The sequence below is a fragment of the Ferdinandcohnia sp. QZ13 genome (assembly GCF_031324165.1).
In the GTDB taxonomy this organism is placed as follows: Bacteria; Bacillota; Bacilli; order Bacillales; family Bacillaceae_L; genus Ferdinandcohnia.
The window spans coordinates 1,866,471-1,887,062 of sequence record NZ_JAVIVW010000015.1 but is presented as its reverse complement, the minus strand read 5'-3'; the positions used below and the strand labels follow the sequence as shown (position 1 = coordinate 1,887,062).

Here is a 20,592-nt window from a genome sequence, read left to right as displayed (position 1 = left end):
TAATGTAAATGTTTGCAAAAAAATACCCTCTACACATAGATGTAGAGGGTTAACACGTTAAGCGACGTACTCTTCTTTTTTGACATCAGTGGCTCTCTTCTTTGTATAATATTTTCCCTTTGTAGCAATGGCTAAAATAACAGTTAGGATTGATGCTAGAATGCTAGCAAAAAATGCTGCCGTACTTTGTAAAAAGGTTCCCATAAATCCTAGTGCAGCCACAGTACCAAGACTACATGAAATTAACAGTGCCCCAACACCGACGGGATTCCATTTGTATAAGTTCTCTTGTTTAGCATCATAATACCGAGGTCCAATCTTTAATATTTTCTTAACAAAAACAGCATCTGTAACTAAAATAGATGCCCAAGACAAAAGGAAAACTCCTTGGAAGGTCAAGACTGTACCAAGATGGTTGACTATATCAGTAAGCATTAAGAAGATGGCAGATACTCCGGTTACAACGACCCAAAAGCGTCTTCCGGGTTTAAAATGAAAAATGTTTTCGAAGAAATTTGAAAGTGATAGTGATCCACTATAAATATTTGTAACGTTAATTCTTACTTGGGTAATCATCGTAAATAGTGCTCCCCACATACCTAGAAGCGTAACGATATAGACACCAGGATTTGGCTCACCAAGACGAACGCCAAACCAAATACCTAAGCCTCCCATCACACCGAAACAAAAGATTTGCGGGACAAATCCAATCGCAAATATTCCAATTTTCGTGTCCTTAGGTTTAAGAAAACGTGCGTAATCAGATGCAAGCAGGGGAGTTAATCCCATAATCCCGTGTTGCATACCAATACATAGAAGAAGAGCAGTTCCTCCAACTTGAACGTTTTCTGGCATGTAGGTCCAGAAACTTCCGTCGTAAACGGACGGTGTCATAGCAGCGACAATTATCGCAGCAAGTAAAAAAACGCCGAACAGCGGCAATGACCATTTCTGTAATTTATCCAATTGCTTGATTCCAAACCAATTTAATGGAATGACAAGGGTTCCAAAGAAAAGAATTAAAGCCCATTCGGGAATAATAGGTAAGAATTCGTGGACTGCGGAAACTAAAATTAAGCCTTCAAGTGCACAATACATGATGAAGTTTGTGGCATAAATAATGGAGGTTAATGATGCGCCAATATAGCCGAATCCGCCACCCCTTGATAATAAATTGACATTCATACCAGACTTTGCTGATAAGTACGCAATGAATGTTCCAAGAATACCGGCAACGATAATCGCATATATTGCGGAAATGATTGCGTTAATAGCACCAAACTGAAGGGCCATAACACTTCCCATTTGAAAATAAAAAATAGCCGTTGCAATTCCGAATGTAATATTCGTTATACTTAACCAACCCATGTTTCTTTTGTTAAGTGGTACTCTATCCAAGGAATAGTCATCACTCAACGCTTCGTTGCGATTTTGCTCCGATTGGATAACAGATCCCATCCTATCAACTCCCTTTTTCTTTGTGAATAATTTCACAATAATATTTCTTGAAAAATAAATAGTAACGTACGGTTTGCTTAACCGATTTTAAGTATATCAATAATAAAGTAAAGGAATCAAATGCGATAATCCAACGTATTTCGTGATAAGACCCCTTATAAGCGTTTCTAGTAGACATAATCTGCCGATATCTTAGGATTAGTCCTGAATACCGAATTATACACATAAAATGCTATTAAATATGCGTAATTACCATTTCGAAAGGAATAATTGACATGAAGGGGCATGGGAATTTTCGGATTTTGGTTAAAGGTAGGCATGTTAGTTATAAAAAGTGTTTCTTAGAAATATTTTAGTGAAGTAACTTCTAAAAAGTATGTTAAAATAAAAATAGTCGAGATAACGTTATCAAATAGAGTATGTGAATTTTTTCACAATAAATCCACTATTGAATAGTAGTCGCGACTACACAGGGATTGGGGGAAAAACTATGACTGCTGGACTTATTATCATTCTACTACTCGTTTTATTTCTACCTTTTGTTGTAAAGCCAATCGAACGAAACTTAGAACCTTTTTTATTTGTCATGGGCTTTCTAGCGGCACTCGTAAGTGGCGTCTTTAATGGGGAATTATTCGTTCATGCCTTAAAAGACCCCATTTTCATTACGCTAGCAGTCCTTATCGCGGGCTTGTTGTTCAAATGGTTGAAGAAGCCAATTGAAGGGGCAATCTTAAAAGTAAGTCACAAAATGGACATTCGTCTATTTCTTGCAATAATTATTGTCGTTTTAGGATTATTGTCAAGTTTGATTACTGCTATTATTGCAGCGATCGTTCTCGTATCAATTGTAAGTACTTTAAGTTTAGATCGTAAGACTGAAATTAGAGCTGTTATCCTAGCATGTTTTTCGATTGGATTAGGAGCCGTGCTTACACCAGTGGGGGAACCATTATCAACGATAACAACAAACAAATTAAATGAGAATTTTTTTTACCTCTTTCAGTTGATTGGGGTTGAGGTTATTGTTGCTGTTCTTGCGATAGGGGTTGTAGCATTCTTTGTCTTAAAACCAATTGAGGGTGATAGTGGGCTAGATGGGGACAACCAAGCAGAAGGCTACTCTGAGATTATTATTCGATCTTTTAAAATTTACTTATTCGTAATGGGTTTAACTCTTCTAGGCGCTGGTTATGAACCATTAGTAAACCAGTATTTACTACATTTACAACCAGGAGCTTTATACTGGATCAACATGATTTCAGCCGTTCTTGATAATGCTACACTAGCGGCTGCCGAAATTAGTTCATCGATGAGTACAGAAACGATTCGCTTCTTGTTACTAGGACTAATCATTAGTGGTGGAATGTTAATCCCAGGAAATATTCCAAATATCATTTCGGCAAACAAACTTGGAATTACCAGTAAAGAATGGGCAAAATTTGGTGCTCCATTTGGTTTAGTTATGATGGTTGTGTTTTTTATTTACTTGTTAATTATGGGATAGAGAAAAAGAGGAAGGCTACTTGCTTAAATTGATAGCAAGTGGCTTTTTTTGTGTTCATTACTATAGGAAAAACTTATCTATTCATATAACGAAGATTACATTTTCTAATCAGCCTTTTGCCACTATACTTAAGCTACAAGGGGTGGTAGTAATTGGAATATATTATTCTATTTTTTATTGGGATTTGTGCAACGACTTTAGGGACTCTTGCAGGTGGTGGGGGATTAATTAGCCTGCCATCGATGTTGCTATTAGGAGTACCGGTTCATTCGGCGATTGGAGCGAATAAGGTTTCGAACACAATTAGTTCGTTCTCAAGTTTTTTCTACTTATTGCGGAAAAAGCAACTCTCGTTAAAAGAATCTTTATGGATCATACCTGTTAGCCTAGCCGGTGGGATCAGTGGCGGCTTTATTGCTTCAAGGATTTCAGCTGAAAACATGTATATAGTGGCAATTGTTTTGCTATTGTTTGCTTTTTTTGTTTCCTTTGTGGGAAAAGGGAATTTTACAGGAAATGAACCATTGAAGTTCAATAAAATAAGTGCCCCAGGGCTGTTCAGTATTGGAATTTATGATGGGTTATTTGGTCCTGGGCAGGGGACGTTAATGCTCTATTTATATAATCATTTAAATGTCGCATATATTCGTGCAGTTGGATTAGTAAGGCTTGCTACGTTTTCTAGTTGTTTTGGGGCTGCGATAACCTATATTGCGACTGGTAAAATAATATGGCCAGTTACAATTGCATTGTTGTTAGGATCATTTACAGGGGCACAAATTGGGGTGCGGATTGCACAAAAATTAAAGCCTCAATATGTTAAGCCGATTTTAAGGATTGTAACAGTGCTACTTATTTTTCAAATCGTGAGTGAGAATGTACTTTAATACATTCTTTATCTTAGATTTTCATATTCCAGATTTGGTTATCCTAACCTCAAGGAGTGTGAAGGAATGTGAATTCGTTTTGTCCGGTTATGTGGCGGGAGGATCCAACGCCTGAAGACCAAAAGGATTGTAAGGAATGCGGCTTGTATCAGCAGGGGTCTAGAATGATATGGGGTGAGGGAAATCCGAAAGCACCGATTATGATTATATTGGATAATCCGGGCGCTCGTGAAGATCATGAAGGCAATCCGATGATTTGTGGAACAAGGCAGACCCTGCAGAAAGCAGCTTATGAAGCAGGAATAGATAAAGAACATTTGTATGTTACATATATTATAAAAAGACAACCCAAACGCGCCTATGATAAGGAGAAGACACGCGAAATCTGTATCAAGCATTTATTTGTTCAGTTGGAGGAACAGAAACCTAAGCTCATTTTATGTTTGGGTAATGTTGCGGTTCAGTCATTTTTCGGAAATCCAGAGCTTGAAGTTAAAGGATTAAGGGGAAATTTCTATCAGATGAATGGTTATCAAACAACTGTCGCATACCACCCACTCGCGGCGAGAAGAAGGCCGAATTTGTATGCACTTCTTCTTGAAGATATGCAATTAGTTGCATCGGAGCTTCGAAAGCAAATCTGAAAAAAAGGACAAGTCCTTCACATGAAGAACCTGTCCTTTTTAGTTGCCGGTATATTTAAATGAGTATATATGGGTTTTGGTTAACTCAATGACCTCCCCAATAAACTCCTCCTGAGATTCCTTAAAGTTACTTGTAATCCAATTTTGGATAAGTCCGTAAAAGCCATATGCCGTATACCGCTTGAAATAGTCCATGTTGACAGGAATGTTATTGATCGTTTCAAAAATAAATTTTTCTTGATATATTTTTAAAATCGTTTGTGGGAAACTTGTATGTAACCCTGGTAACGTGTCCTCATATTTAATTAGTTCAAAAAAATTCCGATGCTCATCAATGTAGGAAACGATATTAAAAGATGGTTTACCAATCTTTGATGTAAATACTTTTTGTCCAGGTCTATATGGTTTTCCAACAGAATTCCACAATCCTGTCATCATGGAATCTAGCAAGTCCTCGGCTAAATCGATTTTATCCTGGTAGTGAACATAAAAGGTGCTGCGATTATAGGAAGCTTTGTTCACAATGTCCTTTACAGAAATGGAATGATAGCCCTTTTCTTTGATAAGGTCGATGAAGGCGAGCTTTAGATGTTCTTTTGTTCGATTACGACGTTTCGATAGGTTATCTACTTCATCATTCATTTAAAAAACCTCCCCAAAAAAGACAATTATGATAAAACTGTCTACTAATTAAACAGTTTGCTTTTCTTTGATGATTGTTTACTATAACCAAAATAGTAGAATGAAAATGTGAACAAATGGTGACAATGCCGTTTGTAGAACATTATATCCATATTATATATTAAGGGGAGGATTTATAATGGGGAAATTACAAGATAAAGTGGCTGTTATAACTGGAGGAGCTTCAGGAATTGGAGCGGCTACAGCTCGTTTATTCGTTGAAGAAGGAGCAAAGGTTGTTCTTGTAGACTTAAATGAAGAAAAAGGAAAAGCTTTTGAAGCGGAATTGAAAGCGCTAAATAAAGAAGCTTTATTTGTAAAGGCAAATATTACAAGTGAAGAAGAAGTTGCAAACATCTATAAACAAACAATTGAAGCATTTGGTAAAGTGGATGTTGTTTTCAATAACGCAGGTATTGGTCGAGTTCAACCATCACATGAATTAGAATACTCAGAGTGGAGAAATACGGTGAATGTTGACTTAGACGGCGTTTTCCTAGTTGCACGCGAAGCAATCCGTGAATTCTTAAAAGCAGATGGTGGCGTAATCGTGAACACTGCTTCTATGTACGGATGGGTTGGTTCACCGGGATCAGCAGCATATAACGCAGCAAAAGGTGGCGTAGTGAACTTAACACGTTCACTTGCACTTGAATATGCTGAGAAAAATATTCGTGTAAATGCTTTATGCCCAGGCTTCATTGATACACCAATTATTCCTGAAGAGAGTAAAGAGGTATTACGCACTATGACTCCAATGAAGCGTCTTGGACAAGCAGAAGAAATGGCGAAAGCTGTATTGTTCCTTGCTAGTAATGATTCTTCATTCATGACAGGAAATAGCTTAATTGTTGACGGTGGGTATACTGCACAATAATTACAATTTAATCAATCAATGAAAAAGGGGCATCCAGTCAAACGGATGCCCTTTTTCAAATTATCGTTTACACATTTTATCTAGGTTTCCTCTATTACGATGAAGGGTGACCCGAAGTGACATCGGACTTGCCTTTTGCGTCGAATGCCTCTTTAATAGCTTTCCGCAATTGACGTTCAACTTCCCACTGCTCGCCATTAACTGTTTTAGCAATCACTCGCAACACAATATCAGAAGTTCCAATGTCTTGAACACCAATGACATTTGGACCATCGACAATACCGGGATTATTGGCAGCTACTCGTTCGCAAGCTTCTTGCATCACGATAATGGCTTGATCGATGTCTTCATCGTAAGCAATTTTTATATCGACAAGTGCACGCATATTACCGCGAGAATGGTTACTCACAGTTTTAATGTCACGATTCGGAATATAATGTAGGGTTCCATCAAATCCTCGGATTTGCGTAGTACGTAATCCTACAGATTCAACAACTCCATCAAGAGCTCCAAGGGTTACATAATCGTTCACATCAATTTGCTTTTCTAATAATAAGAAGAAGCCAGTTACAACATCACTTACTAGTCCTTGTGCTCCAAATCCAATTGCTAGTCCCACGACTCCAGCCCCGGCAATAAGACTTGCAACAGGGATATTAAAAATGCCAAATATCGAAGCCACTAATATGAAAATCAGCGCATATGATAGAATATTTTCCATTAACTTTTGAAGAGTATGAGCCCGTCCTAACGAAATATTTTGTTTATCCTTTAATTTCGTAAAGGCGCGGTCAATTACTTTGTTACCGATCTTTTTTACAATGAAAAAAGCAATGAAGATCCCAATTATCTTTAAGACTTTGATTCCTACTTCGATAAGGAGGGCTTCCCAATTGAAACTGAGTAAATCGAACAAACTATCATCCTTTCTCGTATCTTATCTTTTTCCTAAGTAAGAGAATACCACAATCGGCTGAAATGAAAACATGTTTGCGTAAAAAAGTCCCCTGGGTATTTACAGGGGACTTGAACCTACTTATTTTGTATAGTTATCGAAGTAACCTTGGATATATACGAATGGAGTACCTTTGTCTCCACTTCCTGAGGTTAAGTCAGAGAGAGATCCAATAAGGTCAGTTAGTCGTCTAGGTGTTGTTCCTTGTGCTTCCATTTGACCAACAAGGTCACCTTCTTTGTTCGCAATAAACTCAGAGATCGCTTTTTTAAGTTCTTCACCTTTTAAATCAGCAAAATTGTTATCAGCAAGGTACTTTAATTTCACTTCATTTGGAGTACCTTCAAGACCTGCAGTATAAGCAGGGGAAACAACTGGGTCAGCTAGTTCCCAAATTTTTCCGACAGGGTCTTTAAAGGCACCATCTCCGTAAACCATAACCTCTACATTTTTACCAGTTTTATCTTTAAGAAGTTCTTGAATTTTATCAACGATTGGTTGGCAATTACGAGGGAAGAGCTTCACGCTTTCCTCTGTTGCTTTGTTTGAACCAAGTAAACCATATTGTTCATTAAAGCCACTGCCATTGTTTGATTCAGAAAGAATATTGTCAAGGCTGTAGACCTTTTCGCCACCGTTAGCTTTTAAAATTTTCTTCGTACGGAATCTTGTATGAATGTCACAAGTTAACACACTCTTTGTATAGTCTAGAATGGTTTTTGGATTGTTTGAGAAGATAACCTCACATTCAACCCCATATTCTTCGATTAATGATTTATAGTAATCAATATAATCTACACCAGTAAAAGGATGTTTATTATGTCCGAATAGGTCACGGAATTGTTGTTCTGTTAAAACGTCTGTCCAAGGATTTACCCCTTTTTCATCAAGAAGATCAAGGTCCACTAAGTGGTTTCCAACTTCATCTGACGGATAGCTTAACATAAGGACAATTTTTTTTGCGCCTTTCGCAATTCCTCGAAGACAAATTGCAAAACGGTTACGGCTAAGGATTGGGAAAATAACGCCAATGGTCTCGTCACCAAATTTTGCTTCTACATCCTGCGCAATATCATTAATGGTCGCATAGTTTCCTTGAGCGCGAGCAACAATAGATTCAGTTATAGTTACGATGTCTCTATCTTGTATAGTGAAACCTTCAACCTCGGATGCTTTTAATACTGTATCTACAACGATTTGCTCAATGCTGTCTCCTTTATTGATGATGGGACCACGTAATCCTCTTACAACTGTTCCTACTACTCTTTCCAAAACAATCACTCCTAAATGCTGATAAGATTAATGTAAATATTATCTATTAGTACTATACATCTATTATGTGTTATAAGTAAAATTAATATATCTAATAATGGGTATAAGGGTGATTTATATGATTGGTAAATTAGATTTATATAAGGTTTTTAGTATAGTTGCTAAGAATGGAAGTTTTTCGAAGGCGGCAAAGGACCTTTTTATGACACAACCTGCCGTCAGTCAGTCAATAATGCAGCTGGAAAGGGAACTGGATATACGGTTGTTTAACCGAACGCCAAAAGGGGTTACCTTAACAAATGAGGGAAAACGTCTTTTTGAGTATGTCCATTCTGCAATGAATCTTCTCAACGTAGGTGAGGAGATGATTTTAGAATTTAAAAACTTAACAAAAGGTGAATTGAAAATTGGTGTAGGGGATACGATTTCGAAATACTTTTTGCTTACGTATTTAGAATCCTTTCACACAGAATATCCAAATATCAAGTTTAAAATTGAAAATGGGACTACCCAGGAACTGATATCTTTATTGAAATTGGGTGAAGTTGATCTTGCGATTTGTAATTTCCCTGTGGATGATCCTACCTTAGCTCAAATTCAATGCATGGATATCCACGATATATTTGTGTGTGGGAATAAGTACAAAAAACTCTTACCAAAGCAAATGAGTATAACGGAATTAATGAAGCATCCTTTAATTATCCTTGAACCAAAGTCCATTTCCCGTAAATATGTGGACGAGTTTTTATTATCCAAGGGCTTAAGAATTTCACCCGAATTTGAACTGGGATCCCATGACTTACTTTTAGAGTTTGCGAAAATTAATCTAGGAATTGCTTGTGTCACCAAGGAGTTTTCACAGGAATATTTAAAGAAGGGCATCTTACACGAGGTGGTGCTCAAAGAAAAAATCCCAAAACGAAGCATCGGTATTTGCTACGTAAAAAATGTTCCACTATCACCTGCATCGACAAAATTTGTCGAGATCATTAGGAGCCAGAGGGACGGTTCTTCTGGTTCGCATTGAACCGTCCCGAATCCTTATTCTACATAATAAATTTCTGAATGGCTAGCATCATAGCAATAAAGCCTTCCACCATATGCACAGCCACCATCAATGCCGATGATGTTATTTTTACCGAAATACATTTCGTTGCTTTTATGTAAGTATTTTGTGGGGGTATGTCCGAATACCACTGTCTTTTCTCCGGAATATCCATTGTGAAATTCCTCTCGAATCCAGACGAGCAGATGGGGGTCTGTTGATTCTAGTGGTGTTTCCGGATGAATACCTGCATGAACAAATATATGTGAATCCGTTTCATAGTAATAAGGAAGCTCTTTTAAAATGTCTAAATGGGGCCGGATTTCTTCTTTTATTTGAAGAAGGTTTGGCATTTCTTCGGTTGTGTACCAATATTTTGCATCATCTTTTTCAATATGGTATCCGTAATTTTGCAGGGTTTTAATCCCGCCATTGTAAAACCATCTTTTAACGCTCATTGAATCAGCGCGGAAAGCTTCCATCATCATTTTTTCATGATTGCCAATTAACGCAATCGCGCCTTCTTTTCGTAATTGAATCACTTTATCTAAAACAGCCCTTGACCTGGGACCACGATCCACATAGTCTCCTAACAACAAAAGCTGATCATGCTTGTGATCATATTGTACAAGCTCAAGTAGTCGTTCGAATTTATCTAAATCCCCGTGAATATCACTAATCGCAAGCATTCGCTTCACACACTACACAACCTTTTCAATATCGATTCTTCTATTTTATCACACCCTTGTTCTGATTGAGGAGTAGCCAATTATGTATAATCTTTATGCATTCAAAAATACTATAGGTATCAAAAGGAAAGAAAGTGCCGTATATGAAATTAAAAAGTCAGTTATCAATTGCTTTTATTCTTTGTCTGTTTTCGCTTATCGTGTTTGGCCTATTGGCGTATTTCGTTCATGGCCATGATATTATCCGGTTTGATAGCCGTGTAATATCGCTAGTACAGGGGTTGGAGTCCGTGGGGCTCACCTTCCTGATGAAATTCCTTTCGTTTATTGGTTCAGCACCGGTGATTATTGTTTTATCCATTTTTATTCTGTTTTTTCTATATAAAGTATTGAACCATCGCTATGAGCTCATTTTGTTTGTTGGAGTCATGGTTGGGTCACCGATTTTAAACTATTTATTGAAGGAGTTATTCAAGCGGGCTAGGCCGGACTTCCACCGACTGGTTGAAATTTCAGGTTATAGTTTTCCGAGTGGGCATGCGATGAGTGCTTTTACCTTTTATGGGATTTTTGCATTTCTGTTGTGGCGTCATATCCCGGCATGGTGGGGAAGGACAGCTCTTGTTTTATTTAGTGCAGTGATGATTTTTGGGATTGGGATGAGTCGAATTTATCTAGGGGTTCATTACCCAACCGATATAATAGGCGGATATTTTGCAAGCGCTACGTGGCTAGGATTTTCAATATGGACATTTCAGCGGTTTAAAGAACGGAGTGCACTTAGGCATACAAGTTTGAAAACGGGTTAAATTTCACGGCTGGACCACTAGAACCGTCCCAACAGTTCCATGTGTCGAATTTTAGGGAATGGTTTTTATTGAAAATGAAAGCGCTGCCAATTATAATAAAGACAGGTGGATGACATGTGTGGTCATCGTGGTATTTGGCGAAGGTGGGGCCGATACTGTAGTGGAGTAACACATTAATGAATAACTTTTTTAAAGCATTCTTTAAAAGAGACCTTTTAATTCGGAGAAGAATTAAAATGGTCTCTTTTCTTTTGATTTTTTTATCAGTCAAATCAAGTCAGTGTCATTATATTCTTGGTAACTCAATATTTGCTTTGGAGCAATCCATTTCTCATAAATTGTATTGAAAATAAAATTCATAAAAGCATTTAAGGAAAATAGTGTGAAAAGTTGGGCTGAACTAGTGTTTAATTTAAAAAACTGCAATTTTTTTAGCAATGTAATGAGTGGAAATGCGAAAATCCAATCTGCAATAAGGTTAATGAGGGTGTATAGGAGAATTTTTCCTTTTGATAAATGAAACACCCAAAAATTCGCAAAAACATAAGGACCTAACATAAATATGATGGCATCACATACCATAGCACTAACGCCACCTTTTACCTTCCATAGTTTGTGTACCGTAAAATAGAAGACTTCGAACATAAGAACAACAGAAGAAAATAAGGTAACAGGTAAGTATGTAATATAGGATCTTTTAGGAAGTAACACGGCAGCAACAACTGAACATAAAACGATAAAGACCCTGATGCTGTTTTTTATCATATAAGCACTCCTTTTGTTACCCATTTTTTTTAATTTGTTCTAAGGAAGTGATTCTTATTCGGAAAACAAACCTGCATCGTTTAACTGATGCAGGCTAATAACTAAATTTCGACTAATTTAATTGTAGAAAAAATTTCTTCCTCGGCATTAGCTGAATTCCACTCGTGTGGATAATATCCTAGTGGGTTGCAGATTATTTCGATTCCATTATAATGCTCATGATATCGCGTATGGATGTGTCCAAAAATATATTTTTTCACTTGATATTTATCCGCTAACTCACCGAAATGCTTACTTCCCATCATGGCATTGAAGAAATCCCAGCCAGGTTCGTCCTTTACTTGAATATATCGTGAGAAAGGGACGACATGTGTAACCATAATAATATTTTTACCTTCATTTTCTTTCAGCCAGCCTTCAAGTTTTTCAAGGTACCGTTTCGTTTCACATTGGTCAGAACTTTGCCAATGTGCACTTGTTTTATCAGGCCAGGTAAAATCATTAAATGTTCCAACTGAAAACTGTTCGTCTGTATAGCCCTGGATTCCAAAGGTATAGTCATACCAGCCCCCATCTCCAATTACAACCCAGCTGTCGTTCAATTCGACTGGACCGTTTCCAAGATTGCCTGGAAATTCAAGTAGCATATCATAAGCAGATTTGGAGTCTTCATGGTAAATATCATGATTTCCATGCACAAATAATAGTTTCATCATTGGGAATTCCTCTTGTAGGTGATTCAGCAGATCAAGGCTTTTTCTAGGACCAGCAGTGATATCACCACTTATAATAAAAACCTCAGGCGAGTTGACTTTGATCCACTTTATTAAGTGGGACATGATATCCATTCCCGTATTTTTCCGATTCAATCCCTCATGAATGTCCGATAAAATAGCAATCTTCATATGATCATCCCTTTCATCTTTTTAGTTATTACTACTTCTGTATTATAAGGGGAGAATCCTTCAAGTAATTTAAGTTAAAAATGAGCCATGGAACCATAGGAACCGTCCCTTTGGTCCGTTCTAGTACAATGGAACTATATTCCAATGCTTACATTTATTATAAATAATATTTTGATATAATTCTATTTTCTGAAAAGTGTTGCTTTTGGGTATTTTGTGTGATATATTAATGACTATCAAATTGAGATTTGTAAGCAAGCGAGTTTACTAGTATAATTTTTTGCTCTAGATATGTTAACGGAATTAAATAGATGTCTAGGGTGTTTTAGGAGGATACCGATATGTCATCAAGAGACTCATTTGGTAATATCATCGCGGTAGGATTTATGTTATTTGCGTTATTTTTTGGAGCAGGGAATTTAATTTTCCCAGTTCAATTAGGTCAATTAGCTGGGAGCAATGTTTTTTCAGCGAATCTTGGTTTTATTATTACAGGAGTAGGATTACCTGTACTTGGTATACTGGCTTTAGCCTTCTCAGGTAAAAGCGATTTGGAATCATTAGCAGGACGAGTAAATCCTATTTATGGAGTTTTCTTTACTGTAGCTCTATATTTAACAATTGGTCCTTTATTTGCTATTCCAAGAACAAACACGGTTGCATATGAGATCGGGATTGTTCCATTCTTAGAGAATCAATCAAGCTATATTCCATTATTACTTTTTACAATTGTTTTCTTTGGAGTAACATTATACTTTTCTTTAAAAACCAGTAAGATTGTTGATATTGTTGGAAAAATGTTAACACCAATCCTATTAGTGGTTATTGCTATTTTAATTATCGCAGCTTTTGTGAACCCAATTGGAGCAATCCAAGAACCTACTGAAACGTATATGACAAATAGCTTCTTTAAAGGCTTCCAGGAAGGCTATAACACTATGGATGCACTTGCAGCATTCGTATTTGGAATTATCATTATTAACATCATGAAAGACCGTGGAGCGACTTCCAGAAAAGAAATCATGGTTTCAACCGGTAAAGTGGCCTTAGTTGCGGGAGTATTATTAGCAGTTATTTATTCGTCATTAGCATTTTTAGGTGCTACAAGTGTTGAAGGACTTGGCTTATTAAACAATGGTGGTTCAATATTAGCAGCTGCTTCTCAGCATTTCTTTGGATGGTATGGTAAAGTCATTCTTGCTGTAATCGTTGTGGCAGCTTGTTTAACAACAAGTATTGGACTTATCACATCTTGTGCGGCGTATTTTACTAAATTAATTCCTGCTCTTTCTTATAAGCAATGGGCAGTTATCTTTACATTATTTAGTGCAGTAATCTCAAACTTTGGGTTAAAAACAATTATTAGCTTCTCTATTCCAGTTCTAGTAGCACTTTATCCATTGGCTATGTGTTTAATGGTATTAACATTCTTACATCCTCTATTTAAAGGTCGTAAGGAAGTATACCAAGTAAGTATTTTTGTTACATTTATCCTAAGTTTGAATGATGGATTGAATGCAGCTGGTGTTAAAATTGCGGCTATTAATGAAGTATTAGAATCCATTCTACCTTTATATTCTGTGGGCTTAGGTTGGATTGTTCCAGCAGTAGTCGGTGGGGTAATTGGATATTTAATTAGCATCATTAAGCACGGCGCTCTAAGTGCAGAGCCAATTGAAGAATAAGAATAAGGCTACTTGCGATATATCGTAAGTAGCTTTTTTATGTAATGAATCGTGAACTTTGTAATAATCGTTTAACTTGTTATAATAGAACATAGGATTGTTACTGGTAAAGCAGGCAAAACCTAAGTAGAGTGTTTCTTTTTGGGGACAGTTTATTTAGGTTTTTTTATTTTATAATGAAAGAGGGATTTGGGATATGAAACTGATTGCTTCTGATTTAGATGGAACTCTGTTAAATGAAGATAGCAAGGTAAGCGCGGCAAATGTGCGAGCGATTCAAAAAGCGATGGACAGAGGGGTAAAATTTGTGGTTGTAACAGGAAGATCCTATGATGCTGCTAAAATGCCTATTCAAGAAGTGGGAATCACTTGTCCGATTATTACTTTAAATGGCGCAAGTTCATTTGATATAGAAGGCAACGTTTTACGTGACATTCCAATGGATCCAGCAGTTTGTAAGAAAGTGTACACTGCGTGTCATAATGGTGAGATGTATACGGAGTTTTTTACAGACAAAGGTTTATTTTCATTTGGCAGGGACAAGTTTATTGATCGGATGACGAGATGGTGGAAAACGGTGAATCCCGATTTTACAGATGAGGATATCAATCAAAGAATTGAACAACGTTTCCAAGATGAGAGTGTTCAGTTTGTTGAGGATTACGACCAGCTTGAAGCTATAAAAGATCTTAAGATTTATAAGTTATTAAGCTTTGCAGAAGATGAAAAAAGCCATAAGCAAGTATTTAATAATCTAAAAGATGAGGCTGGAGTAGTAATTACATCTTCCGGATATTTGAATTTGGAATTTAACCACCCAGAGGCTAAAAAAGGCTTAGCCCTCCAGGAATTGGCGAAAAACATGGGGATTGACATGAAGGATGTCATGTCAATGGGTGATAATTTAAACGATAAAAGCATGCTCGAAATGGCAGGACGTGGTGTTGCGATGGGGAATGCTGACCCAGAAATTTTGAATCTATGTAAATATACGACAAAAACAAATGAAGAAGATGGGGTAGCATTCGCGATAGAAGAGATGCTACGAGAATATAATCTTTAAAAATCCCCTTTGGATTGGGGGGAATGACAGGTTTATTTATTTGATATAGACAAGGCAATCAATTAATATAGTTTTATGGATGTTAGGTTCGGTAGGAAAAACCTATATTTGTGGTAGATTATCATCAATGGTATTCTGTATACAAATATAGGCTTTTTTACTTTTATTTGGCTATGTAAGGAGGGGTGGGTGCATGAAAATTGAAAAGGTTTTAAATAACAATGTTGTGATGTGTAGAAATGAGATGGGGCAAGAAATTGTCGCGATGGGCAAGGGCTTAGCCTTTCAAAGGAAATCGGGAGACACGATTGACCCCTCAACAATTGAGAAAACCTTTGTATTACAAAAGCATGGGATTTCCGAAAAACTTGCCAATTTGCTTGAAGATATATCAGAACTCTATTTAAGTATATCTTCCAAAATTTTAGACTATGCCAGAACCCAATTGCCGAATAAGTTAGATGACTATTTATATGTTGCCTTAACAGATCATATTAGCTTTGCAATCAGTAGACATAAGCAAGGAATTCAATTGAAGAATGCCTTGTTATGGGAAATCCGAAAATATTACAAACAGGAATTTCAGATTGCATTAAAAGCATTGGATATTATTGAAGATGAAACTGGTATCCGGCTTGATGAGGATGAGGCGGCATCAATTGCACTGCATTTAGTGAATGGGCAGCTTTCAGGGGAGAATATGGGAGCAGCTATTCAGATTGCAGAGATGGTAAATGATATTTTAAATATTGTGAAACAGCACTATAAAATGGAGCTCGATGAGACCTCTGTTAACTATGAACGATTTTTAACACATCTTCGTTTCTTTGGAATGCGATATATGCGTAAGGAAAAGCTGTCTAATTCCATTGACGACTTTTTCCATGAACAAATTAAGCTTAAATATACAGATGCTTATACTTGTACGAAAAAAATTGCCACCTATTTAAAAACAAAGTTTGGGTGGGTGATTTCTAAGGATGAGGAAATTTATTTAACTGTGCATATTCATCGAGTTACAAATCGACATTATTTCATGAAATAAAGGAAAGGGGTTTACTTAATGAGCAAATTTATTGGATATGTAGGAACCTATACAAAAGGGGACAGCAAAGGGATATACTCTTTTACATTAGATACAGTTGAACAAAAAATATCAGACGTAAAACTTGCAGCAGAATTGGGAAATCCTACATATGTAACTGTAAGTCAGAACAATCGTTTTCTTTATTCAGTGGTAAAGGATGGCGAAGCAGGTGGCGTCGCAGCATACTCTGTAAACAGTCACACAGGTGAGCTAAAGTCACTAAATAACGACGTTTCAGAAGGAGCATCCCCTTGTCATGTCAGCGTGAATAAGGCAAACAACCAAGTTGTTACAGGCAATTATCATAAAGGTACAATCGAGCTTTACTCAGTGAATAGTGAAAGTGGCAGCATTGAATCCTCCCTGTCGGTGGTTGCACATGAAGGCACGGGACCACATGAAAGACAGGAAAAACCACATACCCATTATTCAGGATTTACTCCAGATGAAAAATATGTTGTTGCAATTGATTTAGGGATCGATAAGCTGATTACCTACGATATAAAAGATGGAGCTTTAAAAGAGGTTAACAGTTTGTCTGTTCGACCAGGAAGTGGGCCAAGGCATATTGCCTTCCATCCAAATGGAAAATATGCGTACATCATGACAGAGATTAGCAATGAAGTCGTTGCTTTATCTTACGAAAGCAGTAATGGTAGCTTTACAGAGCTTCAATATATTTCGACGATTCCTGAGGACTATACAGAAAACAGTCAAGGTAGTGCCATTCACATTTCAAAGGATGGGAAATTTGTCTATGCGGGAAACCGTGGGCATAACAGCATTGCAGTTTTCGAAGTAAATGAAGCTACAGGTGAACTAACACTGGTTGAAATGGCCTCTTCAGGAGGAGATTGGCCGCGTGATTTTGTATTTGATCCAAGTGAAAAATTCATCGTAGGCTCCAATCAAGAGTCAAGCAACCTGGTATTGTATGCAAGGGATGAACAAACCGGAAAGCTAACTCTAATTGATTCAGATATAACAGTTCCATACCCGGTATGTGTGAAGTTTCTTCATGTTTAATTATATTTAAGGAAGAGGACTTCGTAACATACTAAGCTAAGCCTTGAAAAAATTATTAATTGAGACAAGCGTTCAAGAATTAATAGATGCAGTAATGAAAACAATTCTTAAAATTTGTCGTTACTAGAAGATAAATAGTAAAAAGTTGTCTTGAATAGAAAATGGAAAACAGCGGGAAAATCATTTTTCGCTGTTTTTTTCTGCATAAAGGTATAGCAATCGACAGAAGTTGCGATATTTATATTTTTATTTTTCTAAAAATTATTGATTATTAGAATAGTAGTGTGGTAGTATACTAGTGTATTCATAAAGCGCTTTCATATAAATGGAAGCGCTTTATGGTAAAAATATAAAAAATAGGAGGGGCAAAATGAAAAAAATTATTAGTTTAGTAGTTTTAGTTTTCATTACAGCGATTGTTGCTGCAGGCTGTAGCAGCGATTCATCATCTGGTAAAAAGTCAGATGACAAGGTGTACATATTAAAAATGTCTACACAACAAGCTGAAACAGCTCCAATTGTTGAAGGTTTCAAAGAGTTAGCAAAGAATTTAGAGGAAAAATCAGATGGTAGACTTAAAATGGAAGTCTATCCTAGTGCACAGCTTGGATCAGATGATGACGTTATCGAACAAGCTGAGCAGGGTGTTAACGTAGCAGTATTAACTGACGGTAGTCGAATGGGTGTATATGTAGAAGAAATGGGAATTATCGGAGCTCCATATTTTGTAGATAATTATGAAGATGCTCTTAAAGTAACACAAGGTGATACATTTAAAGGTTGGGAAAAACAACTAGCTGAAGAGCATGGACTTCGTGTTCTTTCTTTCAACTGGTATGATGGTCCAAGACATTTTCTAACAAATGAGCCAATCGAAAAACCAGAGGATCTTAAAGGTCTTCGAATTAGAACTCCTGGTTCTCCTGTATGGCAAGAATCTGTAAAAGCGCTTGGAGCAACTCCAGTAGCAATGCCATGGGGAGAAGTATATACAGCAGTTCAACAAGGTGCAGTTGACGGAGCAGAGGCCCAACATACATCAACATATCCTTCACGAATCTATGAAGTCATTAAATATGTAAACAAAACAGGTCACTTCCAGCTCATCAATGGAATCATTGTTGGTGAAAAGTGGTTCGAAACATTACCCGAAGATTTACAACAATTACTTTTAGATGAAACTAAAGCAGTTGCACAGAAGAATGCAGAATACGTAGCAAGCCTACAAGCAGACTTTGAAGACAAAATGAAGGCAGAAGGTATGGAAGTTGTAGAACCTGATGTAGAAGCGTTTAAGAAAGCTGCAGAAAAGGCTTATGAAGTACTTGGTTTAACAGAATTAAGAGAGCAAATCTATCAAGAAATGGGTAAATAACTCTTTAAAGAGGGGTACAGATGAAGAAAGCATACGAGTATTTTTGCAAACTTGAAGAGTCATTTGTAAAGTTATTTTTAGTTTCAATTACATTACTCGTTTTTGTATCCGCTATCACAAGGACCTTTAAATACCCATTAAACTGGGCGACAGATGTATCATTGCTTCTCTTTGCTTGGGTTATATTTCTAGGTGCCGATATGGCACTTAGAAATACTAACCTAGTAAGTGTCGACATTATTCTAAAAAGGTTCTCTGATAAAGGGCAAAAATTTGTAGTAGTTCTTTGGAACGTTGTTATCATTGGGTTTTTAGTATTTTTAATATTCCATGGGGTTCCACTTGCAATCGAAAGTGTAGACAGATTGTTTCAGACCCTTCCTATTAGTTATTCTTGGGCAACAATGAGTGTGCCAGTTGGTTCAATTTTAATGATCATTACGACTTGTATTAAAACATACCAATTTCTGAAAGAAAATAAACGATAGGAGGGCAAACAAATGTTATTAGTATTACTTGTATTTCTATTTCTATTAATTTTCGGGATGCCTGTTGCCTTTGCTATCGGAATTTCAGGATTGGTATTCTTCTTAACAACTCCTGATGTGCCAATCTCAATTGCTGTTCAAAGGACGTTAACCACATCTCAATCATTTACAATGCTAGCTATTCCTTTGTTTATTTTTGCCGGTCATTTAATGAACAGTACGGGAATTACGAAACGACTGATTAAACTAGCAAATGTTTTAACAGGTCATATGTATGGTAACCTAGCACAGGTAAGTGTTGTGCTAAGTACTTTGATGGGAGGAGTTTCTGGCTCCGCTGTTGCAGATGCAGCAATGCAATCAAGAGTATTAGGTCCGCAAATGATTAAAAGGGGCTATAAGCCTGCTTATGGTGCAGCCGTTAACGGAATCACATCACTTATTACAGCAACAATTCCCCCAAGTATGGGTCTTATCATTTATGGATCTGTAGGTGAGGTTTCAATCGGAAGGCTTTTTGCCGGTGGTATTGTTCCTGGTATCCTGATGATGGTTGTCCTTATGGCTACTGTTTCTTACACAAGTAGAAGAAATAACTATTTACCAGAGCGTACAACCTATCCAAGTATTAAAGAGGTATTAGTTGCTTTTAAAGATGGAATTTGGGCACTTTTATTCCCAATTATCCTAATTGTGGGTATTCGATTTGGAATATTTACTCCGTCAGAATCAGGTGCATTTGCCGTTATGTATGCAATTTTCATAGGGGCAATCGTTTATAAAGATTTATCATGGGAAAAGTTCTGGAAGACGGTTCACGATAGTGCAATGGATATCGGGGCAATTATGCTAATTGTTTCCTTGTCTGGAATTTTTGGATATGGAATTGTGTATGATGGGGTAACTCAAAGCTTATCTTCCTTAGTGACTGGTGTTACGGATAATCCATATTTCCTATTTGCATTAATTATTCTATCCTTAATCATTGCTGGAATGTTTGTTGAGACGACGGTAGTAACATTATTATTAACGCCTATTTTTATACCAATTATAACAAGTGCTGGAATTGACCCAGTACACTTTGGACTTGTTATGATGACCGTTACAACATTTGGTATCATGACACCGCCATTAGGTGTATCATTATATGCAACATCACAAATAATGGGCGCATCTCCAGAAGATACCGTTAAAGAAGCGATTCCTTTCTATCTCGCGGTAATGGCTGTTGTATTAATTATGGTGTTCTTCCCTGATGTCGTTCTATTTATTCCTGACTTGGTGTTTGGTAAATAACATGATTTGATAATTGAAGGAAGGCAGGGTTTACTGGCTGTCTTCCTGTTGGGAATAAATAGGTTGTGATGGAGCCCA

20 protein-coding genes are annotated in these 20,592 nt (G+C 36.9%); 13 read left to right on the top strand and 7 right to left on the bottom strand.

From position 1 onward, the window contains the following. Positions 1-57: 57 nt before the first annotated feature. Positions 58-1,458: a purine-cytosine permease family protein gene (locus tag RGU12_RS23135; RefSeq protein WP_309538156.1), complete on the bottom strand. Its 1,401-nt coding sequence runs from the start codon at positions 1,456-1,458 to the stop codon at positions 58-60. Between the two features lie 490 nt (positions 1,459-1,948). On the opposite strand from RGU12_RS23135, the gene RGU12_RS23130 reads away from it, so the two are divergent. The 3 genes from RGU12_RS23130 (at position 1,949) to RGU12_RS23120 (ending at position 4,496) form a co-directional block, all read left to right on the top strand. Further along, positions 1,949-2,965, top strand: a complete 1,017-nt coding sequence (locus RGU12_RS23130; RefSeq protein WP_309538155.1) for a DUF1646 family protein — start codon at positions 1,949-1,951, stop codon at positions 2,963-2,965. A 152-nt stretch (positions 2,966-3,117) separates the two neighbouring features. Continuing rightward, a complete protein-coding gene (locus RGU12_RS23125) occupies positions 3,118-3,852 on the top strand; it encodes a sulfite exporter TauE/SafE family protein (RefSeq protein ID WP_309538154.1) in 735 nt (244 codons plus the stop codon). A 68-nt stretch (positions 3,853-3,920) separates the two neighbouring features. Then, positions 3,921-4,496, top strand: coding sequence for a uracil-DNA glycosylase (locus RGU12_RS23120; protein ID WP_309538153.1), 576 nt, complete (start codon positions 3,921-3,923; stop codon positions 4,494-4,496). Positions 4,497-4,535: 39 nt separating this feature from the next. Here RGU12_RS23120 and RGU12_RS23115 read toward each other — a convergent pair whose 3' ends face one another. Further along, positions 4,536-5,138 carry a TetR/AcrR family transcriptional regulator gene (locus RGU12_RS23115; RefSeq protein ID WP_309538152.1) on the bottom strand — a complete coding sequence of 201 codons (603 nt, stop codon included), beginning with the start codon at positions 5,136-5,138 and terminating at the stop codon, positions 4,536-4,538. A gap of 178 nt (positions 5,139-5,316) precedes the next feature. Between RGU12_RS23115 and RGU12_RS23110 the strand changes: the two genes are divergently transcribed. Continuing rightward, positions 5,317-6,054 carry an SDR family NAD(P)-dependent oxidoreductase gene (locus RGU12_RS23110; protein ID WP_309538151.1) on the top strand — a complete coding sequence of 246 codons (738 nt, stop codon included), beginning with the start codon at positions 5,317-5,319 and terminating at the stop codon, positions 6,052-6,054. 94 nt (positions 6,055-6,148) lie between these two features. Here the strand turns inward: RGU12_RS23110 and RGU12_RS23105 are convergent, their stop codons facing one another. Beyond that, positions 6,149-6,970 (bottom strand): mechanosensitive ion channel family protein, encoded by an 822-nt coding sequence (locus RGU12_RS23105; protein WP_309538150.1) that lies wholly within the window; start codon positions 6,968-6,970, stop codon positions 6,149-6,151. 120 nt (positions 6,971-7,090) lie between these two features. After that, positions 7,091-8,281 carry a coenzyme F420-0:L-glutamate ligase gene (locus RGU12_RS23100; RefSeq protein WP_309538149.1) on the bottom strand — a complete coding sequence of 397 codons (1,191 nt, stop codon included), beginning with the start codon at positions 8,279-8,281 and terminating at the stop codon, positions 7,091-7,093. A 118-nt stretch (positions 8,282-8,399) separates the two neighbouring features. On the opposite strand from RGU12_RS23100, the gene RGU12_RS23095 reads away from it, so the two are divergent. Further along, positions 8,400-9,308 carry a LysR family transcriptional regulator gene (locus tag RGU12_RS23095; protein WP_309538148.1) on the top strand — a complete coding sequence of 303 codons (909 nt, stop codon included), beginning with the start codon at positions 8,400-8,402 and terminating at the stop codon, positions 9,306-9,308. Between the two features lie 14 nt (positions 9,309-9,322). Here the strand turns inward: RGU12_RS23095 and RGU12_RS23090 are convergent, their stop codons facing one another. Continuing rightward, positions 9,323-10,024 (bottom strand): metallophosphoesterase family protein, encoded by a 702-nt coding sequence (locus RGU12_RS23090; RefSeq protein WP_309538147.1) that lies wholly within the window; start codon positions 10,022-10,024, stop codon positions 9,323-9,325. Positions 10,025-10,158: 134 nt separating this feature from the next. On the opposite strand from RGU12_RS23090, the gene RGU12_RS23085 reads away from it, so the two are divergent. Then, a complete protein-coding gene (locus tag RGU12_RS23085; RefSeq protein ID WP_309538146.1) occupies positions 10,159-10,824 on the top strand; it encodes a phosphatase PAP2 family protein in 666 nt (221 codons plus the stop codon). A gap of 267 nt (positions 10,825-11,091) precedes the next feature. On the opposite strand, the gene RGU12_RS23080 is transcribed toward RGU12_RS23085, so the two are convergent. Both RGU12_RS23080 and RGU12_RS23075 read right to left on the bottom strand, forming a co-directional pair. Then, on the bottom strand, positions 11,092-11,589 hold the full coding sequence (locus RGU12_RS23080; protein WP_309538145.1) for a hypothetical protein: 498 nt from the start codon (positions 11,587-11,589) through the stop codon (positions 11,092-11,094). A 101-nt stretch (positions 11,590-11,690) separates the two neighbouring features. Next, entirely contained in the window at positions 11,691-12,494 is an 804-nt protein-coding gene (locus tag RGU12_RS23075; protein ID WP_309538144.1) for a metallophosphoesterase, read from the bottom strand. Between the two features lie 341 nt (positions 12,495-12,835). On the opposite strand from RGU12_RS23075, the gene brnQ reads away from it, so the two are divergent. The 7 genes from brnQ to RGU12_RS23040 all read left to right on the top strand — a co-directional run bounded on the left by brnQ (position 12,836) and on the right by RGU12_RS23040 (position 20,514). Beyond that, entirely contained in the window at positions 12,836-14,179 is a 1,344-nt protein-coding gene (gene brnQ / locus RGU12_RS23070; RefSeq protein ID WP_309538143.1) for a branched-chain amino acid transport system II carrier protein, read from the top strand. Between the two features lie 196 nt (positions 14,180-14,375). Next, positions 14,376-15,242: a Cof-type HAD-IIB family hydrolase gene (locus RGU12_RS23065; protein ID WP_309538142.1), complete on the top strand. Its 867-nt coding sequence runs from the start codon at positions 14,376-14,378 to the stop codon at positions 15,240-15,242. A 193-nt stretch (positions 15,243-15,435) separates the two neighbouring features. Continuing rightward, positions 15,436-16,287 carry a BglG family transcription antiterminator LicT gene (licT, locus tag RGU12_RS23060; RefSeq protein ID WP_309538141.1) on the top strand — a complete coding sequence of 284 codons (852 nt, stop codon included), beginning with the start codon at positions 15,436-15,438 and terminating at the stop codon, positions 16,285-16,287. 18 nt (positions 16,288-16,305) lie between these two features. After that, the gene (locus RGU12_RS23055; protein WP_309538140.1) at positions 16,306-17,355 is read left to right on the top strand and encodes a lactonase family protein; all 1,050 of its coding nucleotides are present in this window, start codon (positions 16,306-16,308) and stop codon (positions 17,353-17,355) included. 370 nt (positions 17,356-17,725) lie between these two features. Next, entirely contained in the window at positions 17,726-18,730 is a 1,005-nt protein-coding gene (locus RGU12_RS23050) for a C4-dicarboxylate TRAP transporter substrate-binding protein (protein WP_309538139.1), read from the top strand. A gap of 20 nt (positions 18,731-18,750) precedes the next feature. Next, complete coding sequence (locus RGU12_RS23045; protein WP_309538138.1) at positions 18,751-19,218, top strand: TRAP transporter small permease; 468 nt, start codon at positions 18,751-18,753, stop codon at positions 19,216-19,218. A 12-nt stretch (positions 19,219-19,230) separates the two neighbouring features. Continuing rightward, entirely contained in the window at positions 19,231-20,514 is a 1,284-nt protein-coding gene (locus tag RGU12_RS23040; protein WP_309538137.1) for a TRAP transporter large permease, read from the top strand. The last annotated feature ends 78 nt before the right edge of the window (positions 20,515-20,592 follow it).

Coding starts and splice junctions, on each gene's coding strand:
- RGU12_RS23135 (WP_309538156.1), bottom strand. CDS start 1,458: ATGGGATCTGTTATCCAATCGGAGCAAAATCGCAACGAAGCGTTGAGT.
- RGU12_RS23130 (WP_309538155.1), top strand. CDS start 1,949: ATGACTGCTGGACTTATTATCATTCTACTACTCGTTTTATTTCTACCT.
- RGU12_RS23115 (WP_309538152.1), bottom strand. CDS start 5,138: ATGAATGATGAAGTAGATAACCTATCGAAACGTCGTAATCGAACAAAA.
- RGU12_RS23110 (WP_309538151.1), top strand. CDS start 5,317: ATGGGGAAATTACAAGATAAAGTGGCTGTTATAACTGGAGGAGCTTCA.
- RGU12_RS23095 (WP_309538148.1), top strand. CDS start 8,400: ATGATTGGTAAATTAGATTTATATAAGGTTTTTAGTATAGTTGCTAAG.
- RGU12_RS23085 (WP_309538146.1), top strand. CDS start 10,159: ATGAAATTAAAAAGTCAGTTATCAATTGCTTTTATTCTTTGTCTGTTT.
- RGU12_RS23080 (WP_309538145.1), bottom strand. CDS start 11,589: ATGATAAAAAACAGCATCAGGGTCTTTATCGTTTTATGTTCAGTTGTT.
- RGU12_RS23075 (WP_309538144.1), bottom strand. CDS start 12,494: ATGAAGATTGCTATTTTATCGGACATTCATGAGGGATTGAATCGGAAA.
- brnQ (WP_309538143.1), top strand. CDS start 12,836: ATGTCATCAAGAGACTCATTTGGTAATATCATCGCGGTAGGATTTATG.
- RGU12_RS23065 (WP_309538142.1), top strand. CDS start 14,376: ATGAAACTGATTGCTTCTGATTTAGATGGAACTCTGTTAAATGAAGAT.
- licT (WP_309538141.1), top strand. CDS start 15,436: ATGAAAATTGAAAAGGTTTTAAATAACAATGTTGTGATGTGTAGAAAT.
- RGU12_RS23055 (WP_309538140.1), top strand. CDS start 16,306: ATGAGCAAATTTATTGGATATGTAGGAACCTATACAAAAGGGGACAGC.
- RGU12_RS23050 (WP_309538139.1), top strand. CDS start 17,726: ATGAAAAAAATTATTAGTTTAGTAGTTTTAGTTTTCATTACAGCGATT.
- RGU12_RS23045 (WP_309538138.1), top strand. CDS start 18,751: ATGAAGAAAGCATACGAGTATTTTTGCAAACTTGAAGAGTCATTTGTA.
- RGU12_RS23040 (WP_309538137.1), top strand. CDS start 19,231: ATGTTATTAGTATTACTTGTATTTCTATTTCTATTAATTTTCGGGATG.